General features: G+C 70.5%; 23 protein-coding genes and 1 pseudogene. 8 read left to right on the top strand and 16 right to left on the bottom strand.

Features of this window, described 5'->3' with window-relative positions; genetic code table 11:
- Nucleotides 1-421: 421 nt before the first annotated feature.
- On the bottom strand, nucleotides 422-937 hold the full coding sequence (locus AB0D34_RS43170; protein ID WP_362672653.1) for a GtrA family protein: 516 nt from the start codon (nucleotides 935-937) through the stop codon (nucleotides 422-424).
- Nucleotides 938-1,115: 178 nt separating this feature from the next.
- On the opposite strand from AB0D34_RS43170, the gene AB0D34_RS43165 reads away from it, so the two are divergent.
- Nucleotides 1,116-2,255, top strand: a complete 1,140-nt coding sequence (locus AB0D34_RS43165) for a 5-(carboxyamino)imidazole ribonucleotide synthase (protein ID WP_362672650.1) — start codon at nucleotides 1,116-1,118, stop codon at nucleotides 2,253-2,255.
- A complete protein-coding gene (gene purE / locus AB0D34_RS43160) occupies nucleotides 2,252-2,776 on the top strand; it encodes a 5-(carboxyamino)imidazole ribonucleotide mutase (protein ID WP_362672648.1) in 525 nt (174 codons plus the stop codon). Before AB0D34_RS43165 ends, purE begins: the two co-directional genes overlap by 4 nt.
- Before the next feature lie 34 nt (nucleotides 2,777-2,810).
- Here purE and AB0D34_RS43155 read toward each other — a convergent pair whose 3' ends face one another.
- Nucleotides 2,811-4,013: a transposase gene (locus AB0D34_RS43155; protein WP_362672645.1), complete on the bottom strand. Its 1,203-nt coding sequence runs from the start codon at nucleotides 4,011-4,013 to the stop codon at nucleotides 2,811-2,813.
- 200 nt (nucleotides 4,014-4,213) lie between these two features.
- Here AB0D34_RS43155 and AB0D34_RS43150 point away from each other — a divergent pair, with 200 nt between their 5' ends.
- Together AB0D34_RS43150 and AB0D34_RS43145 are read left to right on the top strand one after the other, a co-directional pair.
- Entirely contained in the window at nucleotides 4,214-5,392 is a 1,179-nt protein-coding gene (locus AB0D34_RS43150; RefSeq protein ID WP_362672642.1) for a dipeptidase, read from the top strand.
- A 152-nt stretch (nucleotides 5,393-5,544) separates the two neighbouring features.
- Nucleotides 5,545-6,657, top strand: coding sequence for a dipeptidase (locus tag AB0D34_RS43145; RefSeq protein ID WP_362672639.1), 1,113 nt, complete (start codon nucleotides 5,545-5,547; stop codon nucleotides 6,655-6,657).
- A 2-nt stretch (nucleotides 6,658-6,659) separates the two neighbouring features.
- Here AB0D34_RS43145 and AB0D34_RS43140 read toward each other — a convergent pair.
- A pseudogene (locus AB0D34_RS43140) lies at nucleotides 6,660-7,044 on the bottom strand (VOC family protein).
- Nucleotides 7,045-7,076: 32 nt separating this feature from the next.
- A complete protein-coding gene (locus AB0D34_RS43135) occupies nucleotides 7,077-7,436 on the bottom strand; it encodes a VOC family protein (protein ID WP_362672636.1) in 360 nt (119 codons plus the stop codon).
- A gap of 120 nt (nucleotides 7,437-7,556) precedes the next feature.
- Between AB0D34_RS43135 and AB0D34_RS43130 the strand changes: the two genes are divergently transcribed.
- The gene (locus AB0D34_RS43130; RefSeq protein ID WP_362672633.1) at nucleotides 7,557-8,063 is read left to right on the top strand and encodes a CGNR zinc finger domain-containing protein; all 507 of its coding nucleotides are present in this window, start codon (nucleotides 7,557-7,559) and stop codon (nucleotides 8,061-8,063) included.
- 284 nt (nucleotides 8,064-8,347) lie between these two features.
- Here AB0D34_RS43130 and AB0D34_RS43125 read toward each other — a convergent pair whose 3' ends face one another.
- The 6 genes from AB0D34_RS43125 to AB0D34_RS43100 form a co-directional block, all read right to left on the bottom strand.
- Nucleotides 8,348-9,031 carry a plastocyanin/azurin family copper-binding protein gene (locus AB0D34_RS43125; protein WP_362672630.1) on the bottom strand — a complete coding sequence of 228 codons (684 nt, stop codon included), beginning with the start codon at nucleotides 9,029-9,031 and terminating at the stop codon, nucleotides 8,348-8,350.
- Nucleotides 9,028-9,486 (bottom strand): hypothetical protein, encoded by a 459-nt coding sequence (locus AB0D34_RS43120; RefSeq protein WP_362672627.1) that lies wholly within the window; start codon nucleotides 9,484-9,486, stop codon nucleotides 9,028-9,030. Before AB0D34_RS43120 ends, AB0D34_RS43125 begins: the two co-directional genes overlap by 4 nt.
- Nucleotides 9,487-9,595: 109 nt before the next feature.
- Nucleotides 9,596-10,597, bottom strand: coding sequence for a plastocyanin/azurin family copper-binding protein (locus AB0D34_RS43115; RefSeq protein ID WP_362672624.1), 1,002 nt, complete (start codon nucleotides 10,595-10,597; stop codon nucleotides 9,596-9,598).
- A gap of 27 nt (nucleotides 10,598-10,624) precedes the next feature.
- Nucleotides 10,625-11,926 carry a copper resistance protein CopC gene (locus AB0D34_RS43110; protein ID WP_362672621.1) on the bottom strand — a complete coding sequence of 434 codons (1,302 nt, stop codon included), beginning with the start codon at nucleotides 11,924-11,926 and terminating at the stop codon, nucleotides 10,625-10,627.
- Nucleotides 11,923-12,561, bottom strand: coding sequence for a hypothetical protein (locus AB0D34_RS43105; RefSeq protein ID WP_362672618.1), 639 nt, complete (start codon nucleotides 12,559-12,561; stop codon nucleotides 11,923-11,925). The genes AB0D34_RS43110 and AB0D34_RS43105 overlap by 4 nt, the downstream gene beginning before the upstream one ends.
- A gap of 456 nt (nucleotides 12,562-13,017) precedes the next feature.
- Nucleotides 13,018-14,361 carry a UDP-glucose/GDP-mannose dehydrogenase family protein gene (locus tag AB0D34_RS43100; protein WP_362672615.1) on the bottom strand — a complete coding sequence of 448 codons (1,344 nt, stop codon included), beginning with the start codon at nucleotides 14,359-14,361 and terminating at the stop codon, nucleotides 13,018-13,020.
- Between the two features lie 178 nt (nucleotides 14,362-14,539).
- Between AB0D34_RS43100 and AB0D34_RS43095 the strand changes: the two genes are divergently transcribed.
- Nucleotides 14,540-15,697, top strand: a complete 1,158-nt coding sequence (locus AB0D34_RS43095; protein ID WP_362672612.1) for an acyl-CoA dehydrogenase — start codon at nucleotides 14,540-14,542, stop codon at nucleotides 15,695-15,697.
- Nucleotides 15,698-15,921: 224 nt separating this feature from the next.
- Here the strand turns inward: AB0D34_RS43095 and AB0D34_RS43090 are convergent, their stop codons facing one another.
- Nucleotides 15,922-16,488: an acyl-CoA thioesterase gene (locus tag AB0D34_RS43090; protein WP_362672609.1), complete on the bottom strand. Its 567-nt coding sequence runs from the start codon at nucleotides 16,486-16,488 to the stop codon at nucleotides 15,922-15,924.
- Between the two features lie 118 nt (nucleotides 16,489-16,606).
- Between AB0D34_RS43090 and AB0D34_RS43085 the strand changes: the two genes are divergently transcribed.
- The gene (locus AB0D34_RS43085; protein ID WP_362672606.1) at nucleotides 16,607-17,902 is read left to right on the top strand and encodes an LCP family protein; all 1,296 of its coding nucleotides are present in this window, start codon (nucleotides 16,607-16,609) and stop codon (nucleotides 17,900-17,902) included.
- 78 nt (nucleotides 17,903-17,980) lie between these two features.
- Here AB0D34_RS43085 and AB0D34_RS43080 read toward each other — a convergent pair whose 3' ends face one another.
- From AB0D34_RS43080 to AB0D34_RS43065, 4 genes are all read right to left on the bottom strand, one after another.
- Complete coding sequence (locus tag AB0D34_RS43080; protein ID WP_362672603.1) at nucleotides 17,981-18,802, bottom strand: class I SAM-dependent methyltransferase; 822 nt, start codon at nucleotides 18,800-18,802, stop codon at nucleotides 17,981-17,983.
- A 71-nt stretch (nucleotides 18,803-18,873) separates the two neighbouring features.
- Entirely contained in the window at nucleotides 18,874-19,236 is a 363-nt protein-coding gene (locus AB0D34_RS43075; protein ID WP_362672601.1) for a four-helix bundle copper-binding protein, read from the bottom strand.
- A gap of 109 nt (nucleotides 19,237-19,345) precedes the next feature.
- Nucleotides 19,346-19,834 carry a GrpB family protein gene (locus tag AB0D34_RS43070; RefSeq protein WP_362672598.1) on the bottom strand — a complete coding sequence of 163 codons (489 nt, stop codon included), beginning with the start codon at nucleotides 19,832-19,834 and terminating at the stop codon, nucleotides 19,346-19,348.
- 13 nt (nucleotides 19,835-19,847) lie between these two features.
- Nucleotides 19,848-21,308: an LCP family protein gene (locus tag AB0D34_RS43065; protein WP_362672595.1), complete on the bottom strand. Its 1,461-nt coding sequence runs from the start codon at nucleotides 21,306-21,308 to the stop codon at nucleotides 19,848-19,850.
- A 132-nt stretch (nucleotides 21,309-21,440) separates the two neighbouring features.
- On the opposite strand from AB0D34_RS43065, the gene AB0D34_RS43060 reads away from it, so the two are divergent.
- Nucleotides 21,441-22,466, top strand: a complete 1,026-nt coding sequence (locus AB0D34_RS43060; RefSeq protein ID WP_362672592.1) for a glycosyltransferase family 2 protein — start codon at nucleotides 21,441-21,443, stop codon at nucleotides 22,464-22,466.
- Here the strand turns inward: AB0D34_RS43060 and AB0D34_RS43055 are convergent.
- Nucleotides 22,456-23,985, bottom strand: coding sequence for an LCP family protein (locus AB0D34_RS43055; protein WP_362672591.1), 1,530 nt, complete (start codon nucleotides 23,983-23,985; stop codon nucleotides 22,456-22,458). The two genes, AB0D34_RS43060 and AB0D34_RS43055, sit on opposite strands and share 11 nt — an antisense overlap.
- Nucleotides 23,986-23,994 lie beyond the last annotated feature (9 nt).

Below are 23,994 nucleotides of genomic sequence, written 5' to 3'. Positions count from 1 at the left end.
CGGCGGGGCGGGTGAGCTGGCCGGTGTCAGCTGGACTTGCGTTGCGCCGCCTCTAGTCGTTCGGGCGGGCACGGGCTGTTTCTGAGCGGGGCGGGCTTGCTTGCCGGGAGCCGGTGCCGGGCGGCTTGGGGCGGTCCTCGGCGGGGCGGGTGAGCTGGCCGGTGTCAGCTGGACTTGCGTTGCGCCGCCTCTAGTCGTTCGGGCGGGCACGGGCTGTTTCTGAGCGGGGCGGGCCTGCTCGCCGCCAGTCCGTGGAGGGACGGCTCTGCGACGGCCCCCGACGGGTCGGCTCCACGGCAGCCCCGGCACACCGGCTCTCCGACAGCCCCGGCACACCGGCCCTACGGCAGCCCCCGACGAGCCGGCTCTACGACACCCGGACGCTCACCGCTCACCCCGGCCGCTCCAGCCGACCGCCAGGTCACAGCACTCGCTGCCGTGGCCGTGCCTTCCGGGCAGCGGCCTCCTGCGCCTCCTCCAGGAAGGACTCCGCGCTCGCCACGGCCTCGCGGGCCGGGAGGGTCTTGAAGACCCAGCTGCGGTAGGACCAGAAGCGGAAGAGGGTGGCGATGCCGATGCCGACGAACTTGAAGATGTTGCTCTGCAGCGGGCTGTCCCAGCCGAAGCCGTAGGTCGCCGCGTACAGGATGCCGTTCTCGATGACGAGACCGACCACGCTGAACAGCAGGAACAGGGTCAGTTCCTTCGTACGGCCGCTCTTGTCGCGGTCGCGGTACGTGAAGTAACGGAACCCTATGTAGTTGAAGGCGATCGCGACGACCGTGGCGATCACACTCGCCCGGACCACCGGAAGCTCGGTGACATGCCGGACGAGGTTGAAGACGACGAGGTTGACGAGGAGCCCCGCTCCGCCCACCGCACCGAATTTGGCGGCCTCGCGAACGATCCTTCGCAGCCCTGAGGAACCATGTCCCATGGTTGTACAGTCCCCCAGTCGGGTCGGTCAGTCGAGTGATTTCGTCAACTCAACCATGCTAACCATCCCCCCTGCCCGTTGCCTGTGGATGACCTCACTCACAGGGAAACAAGCTGGTAAGAGGGCCGGTAAGAGGCGCGGAATCCGGCCGCGATGGCGTGACCGATACCCTGGGGTCGTGACGTTCCCGGTAGTCGGCATGGTCGGCGGAGGCCAGCTCGCTCGTATGACACACGAGGCAGGCATCCCGCTAGGCATCAGATTCAAGCTCCTCAGTGACACCCCTCAGGATTCCGCGGCGCAGGTGGTGAGCGATGTCGTCATCGGCGACTATCGCGACCTCGACACGCTGCGTGAGTTCGCGAAGGGCTGCGACGTGATCACCTTCGATCACGAACACGTACCCACCGAGCACCTCAGAGCCCTGGAGGCGGACGGCATCCCCGTGCGCCCCGGCCCCGACGCGCTCGTGCACGCCCAGGACAAGGGCGTGATGCGTGCGCGGCTCGACGCGATCGGCGTCCCGTGCCCACGGCACCGGATCGTCAGCGATCCCGAGGACGTGGCGGCCTTCGCGGCGGAGGGCGACGGCTTCCCCGTCGTCCTCAAGACCGTCCGCGGCGGCTACGACGGCAAGGGCGTGTGGGTCGTGGACTCCGCCGAGGAGGCCGCCGACCCCTTCCGGGCCGGTGTCCCCGTCCTCGCCGAGGAGAAGGTCGACTACGTCCGCGAGCTCGCCGCCAACGTCGTACGGTCGCCGCACGGCCAGGCCGTCGCCTACCCGGTCGTCGAGTCCCAGCAGGTCAACGGCGTCTGCGACACCGTCATCGCCCCGGCTCCCGACCTCGACGAGAGCCTCGCCCTGCGCGCCGAGGAGATGGCCCTCAACATCGCCAAGGAATTGGACGTCGTCGGCCACCTCGCCGTCGAGCTGTTCCAGACCCGCGACGGCCGCATCCTCGTCAACGAACTCGCGATGCGCCCGCACAACTCGGGCCACTGGTCGATGGACGGCGCGATCACCAGCCAGTTCGCCAACCACGTCCGGGCCGTCCTGGACCTCCCGCTCGGCGACCCGCGCCCCCGCGCGAAGTGGACCGTGATGGTCAACGTCCTCGGCGGCGACTTCCCCGACATGTACTCCGCGTACCTGCACTGCATGGCCCGCGACCCCAAGCTGAAGATCCACATGTACGGCAAGGACGTGAAGCCCGGCCGCAAGGTGGGCCACGTCAACACCTACGGCGACGACCTGGACGACGTTCTCGAACGCGCACGTCACGCTGCCGGCTACCTGAGAGGCACGATCACCGAATGAGCCCCGTTGTAGGCATCGTCATGGGTTCGGACAGCGACTGGCCCGTCATGGAGGCCGCCGCGCAGGCCCTCGACGAGTTCGAGATCGAGTACGAGGTCGACGTCGTCTCCGCGCACCGCATGCCGCGCGAGATGATCGCGTACGGCGAGCAGGCGGCCGAGCGCGGCCTGAAGGTGATCATCGCCGGGGCCGGGGGAGCCGCCCACCTCCCGGGCATGCTCGCCTCCGTGACCCCGCTGCCGGTGATCGGCGTCCCGGTGCCGCTGAAGTACCTCGACGGCATGGACTCGTTGCTCTCCATCGTGCAGATGCCGGCCGGTGTCCCGGTCGCGACCGTCTCCGTCGCCGGTGCGCGCAATGCCGGTCTGCTCGCGGCCCGTATCCTCGCCGCCCACGACGAGGAACTCCTCGGCCGGATGCGGGAGTTCCAGCAGGAGCTCAACGACCAGGCCACCGAGAAGGGCAAGCGTCTGCGCGCCAAGGTCGAGAGCCCGGGCAACGGCTTCGGCTTCGGGAATTGAATGCTCCTCCCCGTCTTCGAGGGGGATTCCTGGCTCACGCTGCTCGGTCGCTCAGCGAACGGTCGAGTCTTGTGCGATCAGCACCAGCCGGGTTCAGACCTGCCCGGACAAGCATCACACGGGCGGAGTTCTTGTCCCTGGGGGACATTGCTCCGCACGCGGTGCACGTGTAGGTACGTTCCGAAAGAGGAAGTGCGTGCTTGGTTCTCGCTCCGCACTGCGCGCAGTCCATGGTGGTGTGCGCCGGGTGCACGAGACGGACATCCCGCGCGTGCTTACGGCCCATCTCGATCAAGGCCCGCTTGGTGGCACCGATGGCTGCGTCGGTGGCCTTGCGGGCCATGGTGGTGCGGCTGAGGAACTTCGGGCGGAAGTCCTCCACCGCGATGGCGTCGTGGTCGCGCACGACCTTCTTCGCCCACTTGCGACCGGTGTCCTGCCGTTGCCGGGCGACCTTCTTGTGCGCCTTGGCCCGCAGGCGCTTCGCCTCTCGACAGCCCTTCGATGCGGCCTGCCCCGTCTTCGGTTTGCGGCGGGCCATCATCCGGTCGTACCGGTTCAGTTTCTTCTTGGCCTTGCGGCCGTGCTCGGCGTGCGGGAGGTCGTGCGAGTCGCTGGTCGTGGTCGCGGTGTCTTTCACCCCCCAGTCGATCCCGATCACCGCGCCCGTGGTGGGCAGAGGTCTCATTGCTGCCGGAACAACGAACGAGCAGTACCAGTGGCCCAGAGCGTCCTGGTACACGCGCACCGAGGATGGCTCCGTGGGAAGGCTCCGAGACCACACCACATTCAGCACGATCCCGCCCGCAAGGTGCAGACGGCCGTGCTTCAGTCGGAAACCGCGCCTGGTATAGCTCAGTGTCGGCAGTGCGGCGTGTTTCTTCTTGTACTTCGGCATCCCGGCGCGATGGTGTCCGGGCAGCCCCTGCACGATGTCCTTCACAGCCTTGGCACGGGACTTGCCGAAGTCGCGAATGATCTGCTGCTGCGGAACCGAACACCCCGTCCGCAGCCATGCGTTGTTCGCCCTGGCCTCGGTGAGCATGCGGTCGAGGCGGGCCGGGCCGCACGTCTCGCCGTCCCGGTGGGCCTTCACGGAACGGGCAACACACTCGTTCCAGACCCAGCGGCACCGGACCCACTCGGCCTCCAACGCGGCAGCGGTGGCCGACGACACGCGCAGCCGGAAGGTGTAGCGAGCGTGTCCACCCTGTGGAGCCGCCTTCAGCTCCGTCACCCCCTCACCAGCCTTCCGCGCGGAACGTCGCGGCACTTCCAACTCTCAGACGGAACCGTACGTACGACGGCCGCACATCCGTGCCCCGATCTCGCGAGCACGCTCCAATGGGTGAACGTGGGCACGCGTATTCGCATCATTCCGTCTCCGTTCTTCCCTGGCGTGTCTGTCGGGGCCCTCGTAAGAAACAGGTGATGCCCATGACCCCACTCGAGGCAGCCCGGGAACTACTCGCCGAGTTCCCGGTCGTCGACGGCCACAACGACCTCCCCTGGGCGCTGCGCGAACAGGTCCGCTACGACCTCGACGCCCGTGACATCGCCACCGACCAGTCGGCCCACCTGCACACCGACCTGGCCCGGCTGCGGGCCGGCGGGGTAGGTGCGCAGTACTGGTCGGTGTTCGTCCGCTCGGACCTGCCCGACGCGGTGCCGGCGACGCTGGAACAGATCGACTGCGTACGGCAGTTGCAGGCGCGGTACCCGCAGACGCTGGCGCCCGCGCTGACCGCCGCCGACATGGAGCAGGCGCGCCGGGAAGGCCGTATCGCCTCCCTCATGGGCGCCGAAGGCGGTCACTCCATCGCCAACTCGCTTGCCACGCTACGCGCGTTGTACGCACTCGGCGTGCGCTACATGACCCTCACCCACAACGACAACGTGGACTGGGCGGACTCGGCGACGGACGAACCCGGCGTGGGCGGTCTGTCGGCGTTCGGCCGCGCGGTGGTCCGGGAGATGAACCGCGAGGGCATGCTGGTCGACCTCTCGCACGTGGCGGCGACGACCATGCGGGACGCGCTGGACGCGAGTGAGGCGCCGGTGATCTTCTCGCACTCCTCCTCGCGGGCGGTATGCGACCACCCGCGCAACATCCCGGACGACGTCCTGGAACGCCTGCCGGCCAACGGCGGCATGGCGATGGTGACCTTCGTCCCGAAGTTCGTCCTCCAGGCCGCCGTCGACTGGACGGCCGCGGCCGACGAGAACATGCGTGAGCACGGCCTCCACCATCTCGCGACCACCCCCGAGGCGATGAAGGTGCACCGCGCCTTCGAGGAGCGCACCCCGCGCCCCGTCGCCACGGTCTCGACGGTCGCCGACCACCTCGACCACATGCGCGAGGTGGCGGGCGTCGACCACATCGGCATCGGCGGCGACTACGACGGCACGGCCTTCACCCCCGACGGCCTCAGCGACGTCTCCGGCTACCCGAACCTGATCGCGGAGCTCCTCGACCGCGGCTGGTCCAGGCCCGACCTCGCCAAGCTGACCTGGCAGAACGCGGTACGGGTACTGGGCGCGGCGGAGGACGTGGCAAGGGAGCTTCAGGCGACCCGGGCACCGTCCAACGCGACCCTCGCCCAGCTCGACGGCTGACCACCAGGGGCACCTTCGACCTGGTGGCCGGGGCGGCGCACGGTACCCGAACCGGTGTACCCCCGAACGCCCCGCCCACCAGGAAGCCTCCCGCGCTCCGTGCGACGGTGACGGTACGGCGATCAGGAAGATCACGACGTACGGAGCCCGTCATGGCAGACCTCCAGGACGAACTGCACCCCACGACTGAGGTGGGAGAGCTGCCCCAGCACTTCGAGGCCGTGCCGCAGCTGTACACCCCCGTCTCCGACCCGGACACCGAGCCCCTGGAGCGCGCCCACCTCATCCTCGCCGCGCACCCCGTCGCCGACGGCTACAGCGGACTGCCCTGGGTCCTGAGGCATCTGCCCTGGTACGACCTGGAGCTCGGCGAGAGCGCCGTGGACACCGATGTGCCGAGGCTCAGGGAGGGCCACGTGGGCGCCCTGATGTGGTCGTTGCACCTGCCCGAGGGGCTCGACGGGGACCGTGCGGTGGGGGCCACCCTGGAGCAGCTCGACCTGGTGAAGACGGTCGTACGGAACCACCCGGAGGGTCTGCGGCTCGCCTGCACCGCCGGTCAGATCACCGACGCCCGCAACTGCGGCCGCGCCGCCGTACTGCTCGGCCCCGCCGGTGCCGCCGCCCTCGGCGACTCCCTCGGCATCCTGCGCTCCCTGCACGCTCTCGGCCTGCGAGCCCTCACCCTGTCCGGGGTGTCCTGGGCGAGCGAGGCCGGGCTCACCCGCTTCGGCGAGGAGATGCTGCGTGAGATGAACCGGCTCGGTGTCCTCGCCGACCTCTCCGGCGCCTCCGAGGCCACCATCCGGCGGACCCTGGCGGTGTCCAAGGCGCCCGTGATGTTCACCCGCTCCGCCGCCCGCGCTCTGCGCCCCCACCCGGCCAACCTCCCCGACGACGTGCTCGCCGAGGTGGGCGCCGCCAGGGGCCTGTGCATGGTGCCGCTGACCGCCGAGCAGACCGGCCCGACGGTGCGGGACGTCGCCGACCACCTCGACCGGGTGCGCGAGATCGCGGGCGCCGAGTGCGTGGGCCTGTCCGGCACCTATGACGCCGGCACCGCCCATCCGCAGGAGCTCGGCGACGCCTCCTGCTACCCGCACCTCATCGCCGAGCTGCTGCGCCGCGGCTGGGAAGAGGTCGACATCGCGCTGCTGACCTGGGGCAACGTCCAGCGGGTGCTGCGCGGCTCAGACTTCACCGCACAGGCCGCGCAGCTGCGGCGCGAGCCGTCCACGGCGAAGATCGCCGACCTGGACGGCTAGAGCTAGATCGGGTCGATCCGGCACAGGCAGAACGGATGCCCCGCCGGATCCGCGTACACCCGGAAGTCCTCCTTGTCCTCCGCGTGCAGCAGCCGCGCCCCCATTTCCAGCACCTTGGCCTCCGCCGCGTCGATCTCCTCCCATGTGGTCCCGGCGTCGAAGTCGAGGTGGAACTGCTGGGCGTTGCGGTCGGCGCGCGGCCACTCCGGCGGGGTGAGCCCGGGGGCGCTCTGGAAGGCGAGCCGGGGGCCGCCGGGGACGTGCAGGACGACCCAGTCGGGGTCGTCGTCGTCCGGAGTGCCGCCCACGATCCCGGCGTAGAAACGGGCGAGCGCGGGGGGGATCGGGGCAGTCGACGACGACGGAACGGAAAGACGCGACAGTCACGGGAAGACCTCCTGGTTCAGCGGGCACACACGTCAGCAGGCACAGAGGCAGAACGGGTGCCCCGCCGGGTCCGCGTACACACGCCAGCCGCGGGTGCGGTCGTCGGCGTCCAGCGGCTTCGCGCCGAGCGCCAGCACCTCCTTCTCCGCCGCGTCCAGGTCCTGGACGGTCAGGTCCAGATGGAACTGCTGCGAGGCGTCGGGGGCGGGCCACTTCGGCGGTACGAAGCCGGGGGCGGCCTGGAAGGCCAGCGACTGTCCGCCGGGGGTCTTGAGGTCCACCCAGTCGCCGTCGCCCTCGACGCTGCCGCCGAGGACACCGGCGTAGAAACCGGCGAGAGCGCGGGGGTCCGGACAGTCCAGTACCACGACACCGAGTTCGGCGATGGCCATGGTGCTTCCTCCCTGAAGCGGGGTTACCTGTAGAGCCGGGTAACCAGTAACCGTTACCGCATGATGCCTCGTAGGAGGTAACGTCGCAAGGGAATTCCCGAGAGTAGGTAGCGTGCAGCCATGAGTGAGCGAACGCCCGCGCCCGGAGGGCTGGCCCTGGTCGAGTCCCTGGTCAACACGCTCGACCTGGAGTCGGGTGCCGACTCGCTGGACACGGCGGACGGGCGGGCGCGGTTCGGGATCACCGAGGGCGAGGTGGCGGGGGCGCGTGAGCTGCGCGAGTCCCTGCGGGTCGTGCTGCTGGCGCATGCGGGGCATCCCCCGCACCGGGCGGTGACACCGCTGGGCGAGCTGCTGGCGTCGGCGCCGCTGCTGCTGACGGTCACCGCGGGGGACGGCTCCGCGGCCCTCGCCCCCGCGGACGCACGGCCGCTGGTGTCCAGGGTTGCCGCCGCCGTCGCCGAGTCCCTGGTCGCGGGCACGTGGATACGGCTGAAGGCCTGTGAGGCCGTCGACTGCCACTGGGCGTACTACGACCGGAGTCCGGCGGGGCGGGGGCGGTGGTGTTCGATGCAGGTGTGCGGGGCCCGGGCGAAGATGCGGCGGTATCGGGGCAAGGGGTTGTAGCTGCTTGCCGGAGAGTGTGGACCAGGTCGGGTCGCCGGGGTACGGCGCCAGTGTGCGGGGACCCGCTCCACCAGAGAGATGGTCCGGGCCCTCCCCGTCGGCGTCCGTCAGCGACCTCCGGCTGCGGGGGCCTCCCTGGACCGGACCACGCACAGGATGCGCGTCGCCGCCGCCCCGGGGCCCGAGTACGCCGGGGACCAGCTCGCCCAGGACCGTTCGGGGTGCGCGGCTGAGCGGACTCACTCCCGCTCAGTCTTCAGGAACGGCGAGCCCTGCCCCTGCCGTCAGGACTCCTCTCGCTGCGCTCGGGACGTCCTTGAGCCCACCAGCAGCAGGCACAGCACCGCCACCCCGGCCACCAGACCGGCCAGGAGCAGCAACGGATCCAGGGGGCGGACCGTCGAGGCGGTCGTCTGGGTCGCCGGCACCTGTGCCGGCTGCGGGGACGACTGGGTCGTCTGCGGTACGACCGCTGCGGGCGCCGTGGGTGACGGTGACGAGGAGGTGCGGGTCGCCGTCGGCGTGCGGCCCATCGTCATGCCCGGCATGGCCGAGTGCTGTTCCTGAGTGGTCGGCGCCTGTGTGTGCACATGCTGCTCAGGAGCCGCCGAGGTCGGCGCCGGGGCCGGAGCCGCCGCCCGTACCGTGATCCCCGCGATCATGTCCGGATGGACCGTGCAGACATAGCCGTAGGAACCGGCCGTGGTGAAGGTGAAGCTCCAGCTCTGGCCCTTGTTCAGCATGGGGGAGTGGATCGAGACCGGGCCGGAGGTGGTCTTCACGTCGTGCGGGGCCGTGTCGTAGTTGGTCCAGGTCACCGTGGATCCGGCCGGCACGCTCAAGGAGGCCGGTGAGAAGGCGTACCCCTTCATGGCCACGGAGTAGCTCGCCGCGGATGCCTGTCCGGACGGCAGCAGCCACACGGTGAGGAGGGCGAGCGCGGCCGCGGCCCTCAGCAGCCCCCTCACGCGAACTCCGCCGCGACGAGCAGCCTGAGGCGCGTGGCCGGCAGGCGCCACGGCAGCCGGAAGCCGGTGGCCCGGCGCAGCAGCCGGTACGGCAGCCGGGCCGTGCCCACGACGAGCAGCCGGTCCTCGGCCCGGTCGACCACGCGCAGCCGGAGCAGAGCGGGGAAGGCGACGCCGTCGAGGACGAGGTCGGTGGTGAGCTGGAGGCGGTCGCCGGGCAGCTCCTCGACCCGCTCGGAGGTGAGGACGGCCCGCAGCTCGCGGTCGTCGAACTCGAAGCGGTACGCGGGGTGTTCGGTCTCCGCGGGGGTCTCCAGGGCTGCCGAGGCGAGCGGTATCCGACGGCGCCGTACCGGCAGCGGCCCGTACCAGGCGGTGAGTTCGGCGAGCGAGCGGCCGGGGGCCACGGTGAGGCGGCGGGGCGGCGGAACGGTGGGCAGGGTGACGGTTGTCATCCCGAACTCCTTGGAAAGCGGTTCCCGAAATGTGGTGGGGGTGTGGAGAATGGCGGTGGACGCCGTTCCGGCCGGCTGAGCCCCGGCCGGAACGGCGTCCACCTGTGTGTCAGCAGCTGGTGGTGAGGAAGTCCGTGGTGGGCGTGAGCAGGTGCTCGGCCCAGACGGTGTGCATCTTCACGTAGGCGTCGGGGTTCAGCAGATCGGTGACCTGCTGTCCGAGCGACTCCTCCAGGTGCGCGGAGTTGATGTGGGCCAGCAGCACGCTGAGCGTGCTGTCGAGCACCGTGCCGCCGTCGTTGACGGCCGGCTTGAGGATGCTCTCGATCCACACCGTGTGCATCTTGATGTACGAGTCGAGCGCCAGCGCGTCCTGCACCTGCTGGCCCGGCGACTGCTCCAGGTGGGCCGCGTAGAGGTGCTGGAGGATCGGCAGCAGCTCGTTGCGGATGCTGGTGCACTGCTCGCCGTCACCGCTGGTGGGCGTGGCCGTCGGGGTCGCCGTCGGCATCCCGGTCGGGGTCGAGGTGGGAGTGGCCGTCGGAGTGGCCGTGGGGGTACCGGTAGGGGTGCCGGTGGGTGTCGCGGTCGGCGTCGGCGCGGGCGTCGTACCGCCACCGCCACCGCCACCGCCGGACGCGGCTACGACCTTCACGGACGACACCATGTCCGGGTGCACCGCGCAGTAGTACTCGTACGTCCCCACCTTGGTGAAGGTGTACGACCACGAGTCGCCCTGCTTCAGGGTCCCCGAGTCGAAGGCCACCGGGGCCTTGGTCGTGGTCACCGTGTGCGGCGCGCTGTCGTGGTTGGTCCACTGAACGGTCTGGCCGACCTCGACGACGAGCTGCTTACCGTCGCCGAACTTGTACCCCATGATGTCGACTTGGTAGTCGGGGGCGGCGTCGGCCTTCATGTCCGCGGCGTTGGCAGCGGGCGCCTGAGCCGCGCCCGCGGCCTGCTGCGAGGCCGTCGTGGAACCCGTGGCCGCGCTCAGCAGCCCGAGACTCAGTACGGCGGCGAGGGCCGCGCCGAGGCCGGCGAACAGCAGGGACCGGTTCCCGGTCGGCGACTTGCTGCGCCGGCCACCGGTCTCGTCTTTGCTTTTCACTACAACTCCTTTTGTTTCTCAGGGAGTTCAGCGGCCGGGATCGGCCGTGACCAGCAGACTCGTCACGGCGAGCACGACGAGGACCAGCCCCGTCTCGGCCGCGACCGAGTAACCGAAGGGCCGCACGGTGGCGGCGTCGCCGCGCAGCAGCACGGCGAGATCGAGACGGGTGCGCACCCACTGGCGGCTCGCGTACGCGGCCACCAGGACGCCCCCGAGGACGGCTGTCTTGACGAGCAGCAGCTGCCCGTACGAGGTGTGCAGCAGGGCGCCGTACGACCCCACCACCTGCCAGGCGAGCACCAGCCCGGCGCCGACGATGCCGGTGACGCTCAGCGCCGCGAGCCGCGAGTAGCCCGGCACGATCTCCGCCAGCTCCCCGGGCCGCCGGCGCGGCAGCACCGCCAGCGCGAGCATCGCGAGCCCGCCGATCCACAGCGCGGCCCCGAGCAGGTGCACGAAGTCGGCGACGGCACCCCAAGTGGGCTCGCTGCCCTCGGAGTTGTGGCCCGCCATACCGGTGGTGCGCAGCAGCCCGAAGGTCACCGCGAGCGCCCCGACCCGCCAGCCGGGCGAGCGCGCGGCGCCCTGGAGGAGGGCGGCGAGGACGACGGCCGCGAGCACCCACATCAGCCCGCGGGCGGCGAGCACGATGCCGGGCTGGGTGGCCAGGACGTCCGCGTAGGTCGCCGGGCGCAGCGCGTCCCGGAAGCCGCCGAGGGAGCCGTACGCCCCCTGCAGTCCGACCGTCGCCACGGTCGCCAGCAGCCCGACCGTCCAGGCAAGGCCCAGCAGCGCCCGGGCCCGCGGCTCGTGCGCCCCGCCCGGCCACAGCAGCGAGACGAAGGCGAGGCCGCCGACGAACAGGGCCAGCGCGAGATATCCGGCCCAGCGGACGGCGACGAGGCCCTTGCGCACCGAGGGGGACGGTGCGGGAGCGGGGGCCCGGGCCTCGTCGCCGCCGGTCCCGGTGGCGGACGTCCCAACGGCGAAGGCGATCCGCCCGGAGGAGGCGTGTCCGTCCTCCCGGTCCACGACGGACCACACGACGGCGAACTTCCCGTCCGCCGGGCTGCCGAGGGCGACCCGCACGACGTTGCCCTTCGCCGTGCGTGAGAGGGGCAGCCGGTCCCCGTCCACCGTCAGCACCCGTACGTCGGCCAGGTCGACGGCCTCGTCGAAGGTGAGGGTGAGGTGGTCGGGGGCCTTGGCCGGCGTGGCGCCGTCCTTGGGGGAGGAGCTCACCAACTCGGTGTGCGCAAAGGCGGGTTGAGCGGCGGCGCCGAGCAGCGCGCAGAGCAGGGCGGCGAGGACGAGCAGCGGCCTCATCGGGTCGCCTCCGGCCGCGGGGAGGCGGAGGGGGAGCCGGCGAGGATCCCGCCGAGGAGGCTGGAGGCGGGCGCGAGGCCGACGCAGGGCGAGGTCGACGGGGAGGGCGTCGGCGAGGGGGAAGCGCTCGGCTCCGACCCGCCCAGCAGGCCGAGGACCGGCTCGGTGAGGCCTTCGAGCAGCGGCTGTACGAGGGTGACCTCGCCGTCCTGGCAGGTGTCCGTGGCGGAGGGGGTCGGCGTAGGGGTGGGCGTGGCGGAGCCCGGGCCGGAGGGCGGGGGTGGGGTCTCGCCCCCGGTGGGGCCGGTGCCGTGCCCTCCGCTGTGATCGACGGGCACGGTACCGGTCACGGCGCCTCCGCCGCCGTACCCGAACCCGGTGCCCGCCGCCCCGCCCACGCTGTACCCGGGCAACTGCCCCGAACCGACCGGGACTTGAGCGGCCCCCGGTGCGGTCGTCGCCGGAACGGTGGCCGCAGGCGGCGGCGCGGCCGGGGGAGCGGCGGCCTCGGCCGTGCCGGGTGCGCCGATGCCCGACGCGTACCCCAGCACGATCACCACCGCTCCGACGAGCGCTCCGGCGACCAACTCGTCGCGGTGATCACGCGGCCACTCCCCCCTGCGGAACAAGGGCATGACTCACTCCTGACGTGCTCAGATCAATCCGACCGAAGAACTCGGCGAATGACGAACAGTGGAGTGCAGGGCGGATTCCGCTTGACTACGCGTCGGTTAACCGACCGTTGCCTACCTCTCCTTCGTGGGGGTGTGGTCTGTGAGAACGGTCAATTCCCCACTGTGCTCGAATGCAAATCGAACTCGTGTTGATGGTTCCGGGGAGGGCGGCATATGCCGATGTGCGGCCCACTGGCATCGCTGAGTCCGCTCCGGACCTGGAACTCGCGGCGGCGGCCGGTACGGCGTGCGGCGGGCCGTGGGTCCGTCGTCGAAGGCCGGCACCATGGTCCGCCGCGTCCTGACGGGCGGATGGCCGCGCTCACCGCCGAGGCGGTGGCCACCGACCCGCCTTGCCCGGACGCGAGAAGGCCCCGGCGCGCTCCTGCGCCGGGGCCCTGCCGAATCTTCGAGGGGTCAGGCCGTCGGCCGCCCCATCGCCCGGTACGTCCACCCGGCCTTCCGCCACAGCACCGGGTCCAGCGCGTTGCGGCCGTCGAGGACGACCTTTGCCGCCGCGACCTCACCGAGCGCCGCCGGGTCCAGCTCGCGGAACTCCCGCCACTCCGTGAGATGGAGTACGACATCGGCGCCCCGTACCGCCTCCACGGCGGTGTCGGCGTAGCCCAGGGTCGGGAAGAGCCGGCGGGCGTTGGCCATGCCCTTCGGGTCGTACACCGTGACCTGGCCGCCCTGGAGGTGGATCTGACCGGCGACGTTCAGCGCGGGCGAGTCCCGGACGTCGTCCGAGTCGGGCTTGAAGGTGGCGCCGAGCACCGCGACCCGCTTGCCGAGGAACGGCCCGCCGCCCAGTATCTGCCGGGCCAGCTCCACCATCTGGCCGCGCTGGCGCATGTTGATCGAGTCGATCTCGCGCAGGAAGGTCAGCGCCTGGTCGGCGCCCAGCTCACCCGCACGGGCCATGAAGGCGCGGATGTCCTTCGGCAGACAGCCGCCGCCGAAGCCGATCCCGGCCCGCAGGAACTTCTTCCCGATCCGGTCGTCGTACCCGATCGCCTCCGCGAGCCTCGCGACATCGCCGCCGGAGGCCTCGCACATCTCCGCCATCGCGTTGATGAAGGAGATCTTGGTCGCCAGGAAGGAGTTCGCGGACGTCTTCACCAGTTCGGCCGTCGGGAAGTCGGTCACCACGAACGGCGTCCCCTCGCCGAGCGGCGTGGCGTACACCTCGCGCAGCAGCTTCTCCGCACGCTCGCTGCGCACGCCGACGACGATCCGGTCGGGGTGCAGCGTGTCGTCCACCGCGAAGCCCTCGCGCAGGAACTCCGGGTTCCAGGCCAGCTCGGCGTCGGCGCCCGCGGGGGAGTGGTCGGCCAGGTAGCGGGCGAGCCGGTCGGCGGAACCCACGGGCACGGTCGACTTGCCGACGACCAGAGCAGGGCGGGTCAGGTGCGGGGCGAGGGAGGCGATCGCGGAGTCGACGTACGACATGTCGCAGGCGTACTCGCCGTGCTTCTGCGGGGTCGTCACGCAGACGAAGTGGACGTCACCGAAGGCGGCGACCTCGGCCCAGTCCATGGTGAAGCGGAGGCGCCCGGTGGAACCCTCGATCCCGGCGACATGCTTGCGCAGCAGTTCGTCGAGGCCGGGCTCGTACATCGGGGCCTCGCCCCGCTCCAGCTTCTCGATCTTCTCGGGAACGACATCGAGCCCCAGCACCTCGAAACCGAGCTCGGCCATGGCCGCGGCGTGTGTCGCGCCGAGGTAGCCGGTGCCGATCACGGTGATCTTGAGGCTCATGGGGTCTCCAGGCGAGGTCATTGGCGTTGCGGTGCCCGAGCATAGTCGGGCCCTGTGACGGGCAACTTTCCCGCTGTCGCCAAGCTCACGTATCAGTCCCGTGGGCAGGCCCCTAAAATTTGAGTTACTTAACGGTAATTAGCACAGGCATCGCAGCGTCCTTGGAGCGTGAGAGACCTTGGCCGGATCGGCTGACTTCGACCTGTACCGCCCGTCCGAGGAGCACGACATGCTCCGGGACGCCATCCGCTCGCTGGCCGAGGCGAAGATCGCGCCGTACGCCGCCGCGGTCGACGAGGAGGCCCGCTTCCCCCAGGAAGCGCTGGACGCCCTGGTGGCCAACGACCTGCACGCCGTGCACGTCCCCGAGGAGTACGGCGGCGCGGGCGCCGACGCGCTCGCCACCGTGATCGTGATCGAGGAGGTCGCACGCGTCTGCGTCAGCTCCTCCCTCATCCCCGCGGTGAACAAGCTGGGCTCGCTCCCGGTGATCCTCTCCGGCTCCGAGGAGCTGAAGAAGAAGTACATGACGCCGCTCGCCAAGGGCGACGCGATGTTCTCGTACGCCCTCTCCGAGCCGGACGCCGGCTCCGACGCGGCCGGCATGAAGACCAAGGCGGTCCGCGACGGCGACCACTGGATCCTCAACGGCGTCAAGCGCTGGATCACCAACGCGGGCGAGTCCGAGTACTACACGGTGATGGCGGTCACCGACCCCTCGAAGCGCTCCAAGGGAATCTCGGCGTTCGTCGTCGAGAAGTCCGACGAGGGCGTCTCCTTCGGCGCCCCCGAGAAGAAGCTCGGCATCAAGGGCTCCCCGACCCGCGAGGTCTATTTCGACAACGTCCGCATCCCCGCCGACCGCATGATCGGCGAGGAGGGCACCGGCTTCGCCACGGCGATGAAGACCCTGGACCACACCCGCATCACCATCGCCGCCCAGGCCCTCGGTGTCGCCCAGGGCGCCTTCGACTACGCCAAGGGCTACGTCCAGGAGCGCAAGCAGTTCGGCAAGGCCATCGCCGACTTCCAGGGCATCCAGTTCATGCTCGCCGACATGGCCATGAAGATCTCCGCCGCCCGCGCCCTGACCTACCAGGCCGCGGCCGCCTCTGAACGCCTCGACAAGGACCTCACCTTCCAGGGCGCCGCCGCCAAGTGCTACGCCTCGGACGTGGCGATGGAGGTCACCACGGACGCGGTGCAGCTGCTGGGGGGGTACGGGTACACCCGTGATTACCCGGTGGAGCGAATGATGCGGGACGCGAAGATCACCCAGATTTATGAGGGCACGAACCAGGTCCAGCGGATCGTGATGGCGCGGAACCTTCCGTAGCGAGTTGCGGTCGAGCCCCGGTCCGGTGGGCCGGGGCTCCTTGGTTTCTTGGGGAACTACCGGACAGGGCACGTGAGTTCTGTTGCCTGGTGCCGAAGACGCCAGTCGGGCCACGCCGGTTCGGTACGCACTTCCGAACTCGTCACCAACGCCTACCTGCACACCACCCGCACTCCCCGCCCTCTTCGGCGAACCGCCAGTGGATCAGGCCTCCCTGCCTCCGCTCAGTCCTCGAACCCCTCTGCCGCCCGCCTCTCCCGCAGCTCCAGGATCGCCCGGCGCCGCGCCAGCCGATGCGTCCGGCGGATCTGGGCCTCCTGGTAGCGGCGCTCGTCCCGCTCCGTCTCCGGGAGCACCGGCGGGACCCGGCGCGGCTTGCCGTCGGCGTCCACGGCCGCGAAGACGAGGTAGGCCGAGCCGACGTGGGTGGCCGGGTTCGACTCGTTCCAGCGTTCGGCAAGGACCCGGACCCCGACCTCCATCGAGGTCCGGCCGGTCCAGTTGACCTGCGCCTTCACATGGACGAGGTCGCCGACCCGCACCGGCTCCAGGAACGCCATCTCGTCCATCGAGGCGGTGACGGCGGGCCCGCCGCTGTGCCGCCCGGCGACCGCGCCCGCCGCGTCGTCCACCAGCTTCATGATCACGCCGCCGTGCACGGTACCGAGGAGGTTGGTGTCGGCCTGCGTCATGATGTGGCTCAGTGTGGTGCGGGACGCCGAGGTGGGCTTGCCCGGGATCTCCGGAGTACCCGATTCCGTGCTGTCCGGGGCGGTGGCCTGGTCTGTCATGGCCCCCACCCTATGCGGTGTGACAATCCGGGAATTTGTGTCAGCTTGGCAACAGCGCTGCCCTGATTTTCCGACGACCCTTGTATAGGGCACAGCAGGTACCTGCACACTGGGGCCCATGAACGATTGGCCCGAGGGATGGTCCGGCGACAACCGCGGCGGCCGGTACGGACGTGGCAGCGCGAGCGCACAGCCCGAGAGCGCCCGCGTGATGCGGCAGGTCCGCCGCGGTCAGCCGGCGCCCCCGTACGGCAACGGCGTGCCGCAGCAGCAGCAACCGTCGTACGTCAACGGCCAGGGCTACGGCGGTGGCTACGACGGGCAGGACGGCTACGACAGCGGCTACAACACCGGCCAGGTCTACGGCAGCCCCGGCGGCGGTGGCCACGGCGGGCCCGGCGACCCGGGCGCGGTCCGGGGTCCGCGGCCCGCGCCGAACTGGCGCAAGCGGATCAAGTGGACCGCGATCATCGTGATCACCGGGCTGATTGTGACGACCGTCTCCACCTACTTCTGGGCCGACTCCAAGCTCAACCGTGAGGTCGACCTGTCCAAGGTCATCGACCGGCCGGAGCAGGGCGAGGGCACGAACTACCTCATCGTCGGCTCCGACAGCCGCGCCGGGCTCTCCTCCGAGCAGAAGAAGCAGCTGCACACCGGCTCCGCCGAGGGCAAGCGCACCGACTCGATGATGATCCTGCACACCGGCAGCAACGGCGACACCCTGATCTCGCTGCCGCGTGACTCGGACGTGGAGATCCCTTCCTTCGTGGGCTCCGAGTCCGGCAAGACCTACAAGGGCACGGGCCGGCACGTGAAGCTGAACGCCGCCTACGCCGAGGACGGCCCCGAACTCCTGGTGCGCACGGTCGAGTTCAACACCGGCCTGAAGATCGACCACTACGTCGAGATCGGCTTCGCCGGTTTCGCGAACATCGTGGACGCGGTCGGCGGGGTCGAGATCGACATCCCGAAGGGCGGCATGAAGGACACCAAGTCCGGTGCCGACTTCAAGGCGGGCAAGCAGACCCTGAACGGCGACCAGGCACTCGCCTTCGTCCGCACCCGGTACGCCCTCGCGGGCTCCGACCTCGACCGCACGAAGAACCAGCAGAAGTTCCTCAACGCGCTCGCCAACCAGGTCGCCACCCCGAGCACCATCCTGAACCCCTTCAAGCTCTACCCGACGATGGGCGCGGGCCTGGACTCGCTGGTCGTCGACAAGGACATGGGCCTGTACGACCTGGGCAAGATGTTCTGGGCGATGAAGAGCGTCAACGGCGGTGACGGCAAGTCCATGAACATGCCGATCTCCGGCTCCACCGGCGGCAACCTGCTCTGGGACAAGGCCAAGGTCAAGGCGCTGGTGGACGAGCTGAAGAACGACGAGAAGGTCACGGTCTCCGGCAACTGAGGGCCAGGGCCCGAGGCCCTGTCATCAAATTCCCGCCTGCCGCGCTCCGGGCGGACGACGGGAATTTGACGACAGGGCCTAGGCCCGCCGTCCCGAGCCGAGCAGCGCGATGTGCGGAAGGGCCAACTGCCCTTCCGCCACCGTGTGTTCGGCGCACAGCCGGTCGTACTCCCGCCTGATCCGTACGACCGTCTCCGGGTCCTGAGAGGTGACGACCAGCCCGATGGTGGCGACGCCACCCGCGGCACCGCTCCACCACTCCTCGACCCCGGCCCGGTGATCCCAGGAGAGTTCGACCGCCTCCGCCGCCACGAGGCCCGCCTCGCCGAGGAGTTGGGCGAACCCCTCGGCCGTACGGGGCCAGTCCTCCGCCGGGTCCAGTCGCGGGAGGTACTCCGGGGGTACGGCCCCGCCCGCCTCGCAGGCCCGGCCGAGGAGGTCCTGTCCGGCCCCGCGGTTCGCGCTCCACGTGGTGAGGGCGAGGCGGCCGCCGGGGCGCAGGACGCGGTGGAGTTCGGCGAGGGCGGCGCGGGGGCGGCCGACGTGGTTGAGGACGAAGTTGCCGACGACGGCGTCGAACTCGCCCTCGGAACAAGGGAGTTCGGGAAGCACGCCGGTGCGCGCGTCGACCCCGCGGGCACGCGCCGCCGCCACCATCCCGGCGTCGGCGTCCACGGCACTCACCCGGGCGCCGCGCGCCAGCGCCGCCACGGCCGCCGTACCGGTCCCGGTGCCGACGTCGAGGACGCGTGTCCCCTCACCGACTCCGGCGGCGTCCAGCAGGGCCTCCACGGGGTAGGCGCACAGACGGGCGAAACTCCCGGCGTAGGCCTCGGTACGGCCCTGCCACATCGCACGCTCGGCGGCGTCGAAGGCCTCGGCCCTGTTCATCGGTGTCATGGGCCCAGCCTGCCCCACGCATGATCGAGGGCCCCCGAGAGGGTGCCCTCGATCCGTTCGGCCGGCCGGTGTCACATCGCCATGCCCGCCATGGCGCGACAGGTCTCCACGCAGCGGCGACACGCCTGCGCGCAGCGCATCATCTGGGGGTCGTCCGGCATGGACATACACGCCTCGGCGCACATCTCGCACGCCTTGGCGCACATCGCGCACATCTCCGCGGACATGGGCGAGCGGCGCATCATCATGTCCGCGCACATGCGGGTCATGTCGGCGCAGTCGATGAGCGCGCGCATGATCTGCATCTGTGCCTGGCCGCCCATCTGCATGCAGGAGCTCATGGTCTCCTCGCAGACGCTGTGGCACTCCATGCACGCCGCCACGCAGTCCTGCATCTCCTTGCTCATCGTGGACATGCTCTCGGCCTGGGTCATGACTCCTCCTGGGGGACGCGGGAGCCCGGGGTGGGCCCCGTCGCCTTCCGTCCTACGCCCATCCGGCCCCGACCGCCACGGGACCGACGCAAATCGGGCGTGGGCCGCATCAGTGCGGCTTCTCCCACACCTGCTCCACCGGCAGCCCCCGTGCCGCGCGGGCGCGGTCCGTGAGGTCCTGCACCAGTGCGGTCTTCGCGTACGTGTAGGCGCCGGGTTCGGTGCCGGAGGCGACGATCGCCCGCTTGAGCGCGGCGTACCGGGCGGCGTCCTCCGGGTGTGCGCGCAGGTGCAGGATGTGGCTGCGGACGCCGTCACGGACGCGGACGTACAGCAGCCGGTCGGTCATCCCGTTGTCGTGCGGACGGAAGCCGAGGGCGGCCAGCGCGTTCTCGTGGGGCCGGATGTGAGCGAGGCCGTGAACCGCGGCCATCAGATCGATGACGGGCTTGGCCGCGAGCCCCGAGACGGCAACGAACACTCCGGGGGCCGCCGAGCGGAGGGCGTCGATCGCCGCGGCGGCCTGACGGGGCCAATCGGGGTCGTACTCGGAGATGTGGATGACGCCATCATGTGCCGGCCGCCCGCGGACGGGCACCGAGTTTTCTCGCCTACGCGCACCCCACCTCGTCCCCGGTGACCACCCCGAACTCCCCCTGAAGCTCGTCCTCGGCCCGCACCTTCCGAACCCGCTCGAAGTCCGCGCCCGCGATCACCTTCAGCACCGGCCCCTGTCCCTTCACCGCCCGCAGCTCGCTCCCGGGCAGTGCCGCCGCCAGCGAGCGGGCGGAGCGGTCCCAGCGGGGGTCGTAGGAGACGACCGTGCGCTTGACCGCGTGGTCGGCCGACGTCGTCGGGGCACCCGTCGTGCGGAAGCCCGTCGACGCCAGGGCCGCGTCGACCCGCTTGCCGAGGCCGCCCGTCGCCGTGCCGTTCTCGACCTGGACGCGGATCTGCTGTGGCGAGACCGGGACCAGCAGCGCCTTGCTCTTCGGCTTGTGCGCGGCCAGCGGCTGGTCCTCGCGCAGGGACTTGAAGAGGCGCCCGGACTTCACCGGGTCCCACTTCAGGGTCGACCCCACGCCCTTGACGGCGTACCCCATCTGTCCGATCGGCACGGTCGTGAACTCCGACGAGGAGGGGGAGAAGTTGCGCATCGCCCGGCCCAGGTCGAGCAGCTCATCGGTGCCGAAGCCCTTGTCGGCGCGTACGGAGCCGAGGACGGCCCGGGTCACGTCGCGGAACTTCATCGGGTTCAGGAGGATGCCGGACGAGGTCGACCGGTCGATCAGCGCCGCGAGGAATCGTTGCTGCCGCTTCATCCGGCCGAGGTCGGAGGACCCGTCGGCGTGCCGGGAGCGGACGTACTGGAGGGCCTCACCGCCCATCAGCCGGTGCCGGCCCGGTGCCAGGTCCAGGCCGGTGTAGGCGTCCTTCAGCGGGTCGGCGTTGCAGATCTCGACGCCGCCGACCACGTCCACCGTGCGCATGAAGCTGGTGAAGTCGACCTCCAGGTAGTGGTCGATCTTCACGTGGGTCATGTTCTCCACGGTCCGGACCGTCAGCTGCGGCCCGCCCTCCGCGTACGCCGCGTTGATCTTGAGGGGGTGCCCGTGGTGCTGTTCCCCCGTGGTCGCGTCGATGTGCGCCGGCGTCATCGCGTACGAGTCGCGCGGCAGGCTCACCACGCTCGCCCGCTCCCGGTCCTCCGAGATGTGCACGATCATGATCGTGTCGGTGCAGTGGCAGGGCGCCCCGCCCAGCCGGTACTTCCGCCGCTCCGCCTCGGTGATCTTGTCCCGGCCGTCGGTGCCGACAAGGAGCAGGTTCATGCCGTGCCCGGCGCGCGGCCGGTTCTTCATGTCCTTGAAGGGGTCCACGCGCTCGATGTCCGCGTCGAGGCTGGTCATCACCGCGTGCCCGATCCCGGCGGAGGCCAGCACGACGACGGACAGCGTGGTCGCCGCCCGCATGGCCCAGCGGGGCTTCTTCCGTCGTACGGGTGGCCGGACGGGCCGGCGCTGCGGGGGGCGAGGGCGGGTGGCGGAGGGGCGGGGCGGCGTGGCGGGCATGGGGGGACACCTCCGCGAGGAACAGCCGAACGAGGGATCCTGAGCACCGTAGGCCCATACGATCTGCGACGACCGGCACCGCCCCGGGCGGGGCGCGGCGGTGTCCCCCGTTCGCGGTAACGTGATCCCCCTATGAACGCCAAGCCCGACGTGCGGCTCCCCGCCGTTTCTGTGATCATGCCCGTCCTCGACGAGGAGCGGCATCTGCGCGGAGCCGTCCAAGCGATCCTCGCGCAGGAGTACGCCGGCGAGATGGAGGTCGTGATCGCCCTCGGTCCGTCCAAGGACCGCACGGACGAGATCGCGGCCGAGCTCGTGAGCGAAGACCCCCGCGTCCACACAGTCCCGAACCCCACCGGCCGTACGCCCGCCGCACTCAACGCCGCGATCAAGGCATCCCGCCATCCGATCGTCGTCCGCGTCGACGGACACGGCATGCTCTCGCCGAACTACATCGCGACCGCCGTACGGCTCCTGGAGGAGACCGGCGCGCAGAACGTCGGCGGCATCATGCACGCCGAGGGCGAGAACGACTGGGAGCACGCGGTCGCCGCCGCGATGACCTCCAAGATCGGCGTCGGCAACGCGGCCTTCCACACCGGTGGCCAGGCGCAGGCCGCCGAGACCGTCTACCTCGGGGTGTTCCGGCGTGAGGCCCTTGAGCAACAGGGCGGCTACAACGAGGAGTTCATCCGCGCCCAGGACTGGGAGCTCAACTTCCGGATCAGGGAAGCGGGCGGGCTCATCTGGTTCTCGCCCGAGCTGAGGGTGTCGTACCGGCCGCGGCCGTCGGTGAAGGCCCTCGCCAAGCAGTACAAGGACTACGGCCGCTGGCGGCGCGTCGTCGCCCGCTACCACGAGGGCTCCATCAACCTGCGCTACCTCGCCCCGCCGACCGCGGTGTGCGCGATCGCGGCCGGGATCGTGGTCGGCGCCACGCTGACCCCGCTCGGGTTCGTGGTCCCCGGCGGCTACCTCGCGGCGATCGTGCTGGGCTCGCTGCCCGCGGGCAAGGGGCTGCCGCTGAAGGCACGGCTCCAGATCCCGGTCGCCCTCGCCACCATGCACATGTGCTGGGGGTACGGCTTCCTGACCAGCCCGCGTTCACTGGCGAAGCGGGTCATAGCCTCGCGACGGCCCGCGGTGCTCACCAGGTGAACCCCGGGTTCACGTGCATGCAGGCCGAGTCGTCGGCGCCGTTGAGGGCCTCGGCGGACTCCGGCGTCCTGTCGCTCTGCTTCGGTGCCTTGTAGGCCGTACCCTCGCGCCAGTCCGCTCCCACGACGAGCGTGACCCCGGACACGTCGGTCGACTTCTTCACCGAACTCATGGGAATGCCCAGGGACTTGGCGACCGCTTGGGCATCGCCCTCCAACTCGGCGCTGGGGTAGCGGACGAGCGTCTTCGGCTCGCTGAGGGAGGCGGTCCGGTCCGAGGCCGCCCTGGTGTAGCCCTTCTCCGCGAGCAGTCCGGCCACCGTGCCCGCCCGTCCGGTCGCCGCGGCCAGGGTGTCGGTGCGGGTGCCGTTCTGGACCAGGACCCCGATCTCGTCCTTCGCCGCGGCGGGGTCGTCGGAGGCCGCCTCGGTCTTCCCCGCGGTCGCCTTCTTCGCGTCCTTGCCGTCCAGCGCGACGTCCTCGCGCACCAGCCGGAAGAGCGTCTCGGCGTCCTCGGTGGGCTCCACGCGCGCACCGACGTACCGGTTCGGCATGGTCGTCATGGTGATGCGTTCCGGCTCGACCTTGCGCAGCTCGTTGCTGAGGTCGTAGAGCTTCTTGACGGTGCCGAGTCCGGAGTCGACCGTGATCGCCCGCGTGGCCTGCTCGGCGAGCTTGCGCAGCTTGTTCGGGCTGCTCAGAGTCGCGTTGGCACGCAGCTCACGGACCATCGAGTTCATGTACATGTGCTGGGCCTTGGCCCGGGCGAGGTCGCTGCCGTCCTCGAAGCCGTAGCGGGTGCGCAGCCACTGGAGCGCCTGCACGCCCTTGATCGGATGCGTGCCCTCCTCCAGTCTCAGCCCCGAGCCGTGCCCCTGGCTGTCCCGTGAGTAGATGTTGGCGTCCACGCAGACCGGGACGCCCCCGATGGCGTCCGCCATGGACACCACGCCGGAGAAGTCGACCATCATGAAGTGGTCGATGTGGATGCCGGTGAGCTCCTGCCAGGTGGCCACCGTGCAGCCGGGACCGCCGTGGCCGAGGCTCCGGTTGGTCATCACCCGGCCCTCGCTCGCCGCGTACACCTTGCCGTCGTCCGGATCCGTGCACTTGGGGATCTTCACGAGGGTGTCGCGCGGCATGCTGACGACCGACAGGTTGGAGCGGTCGGCGGACAGGTGCAGCAGCATCTGCACATCCGCGAGCGGTGTGGAGCCGAACGTCTCCTTGGCGCCGCCGAGTTCCTGGTTCTCCTTGCTGTCTCGCGCGTCGGACCCGATGACCAGGATGTTCAGCGGGGTCTGGCCCGCCGCGTTCGGCGTCGGCTCGGCGACCTTGTTGTCGCCCAGGTTCAGCTCGTCCTGCTCGATGTTGGAGTTCAGGTGCCGGTAGTAGAGGTAGCCGGTCCCGGCCACCGCGAGTATCAGCACCGAGAGCGTCGCCGCGGACCATCTGAGCACCCGGTGCTTGCGCGGCGCCCGCCGGCTGCCGGGTCCACCGTCCGCCGCTGTGTCCGGCACGACTTCCTG

It is taken from the genome of Streptomyces sp. NPDC048420, assembly GCF_040651535.1.
Taxonomy (GTDB): domain Bacteria; phylum Actinomycetota; class Actinomycetes; order Streptomycetales; family Streptomycetaceae; genus Streptomyces.
This window is presented reverse-complemented; position numbering and strand designations above follow the sequence as displayed.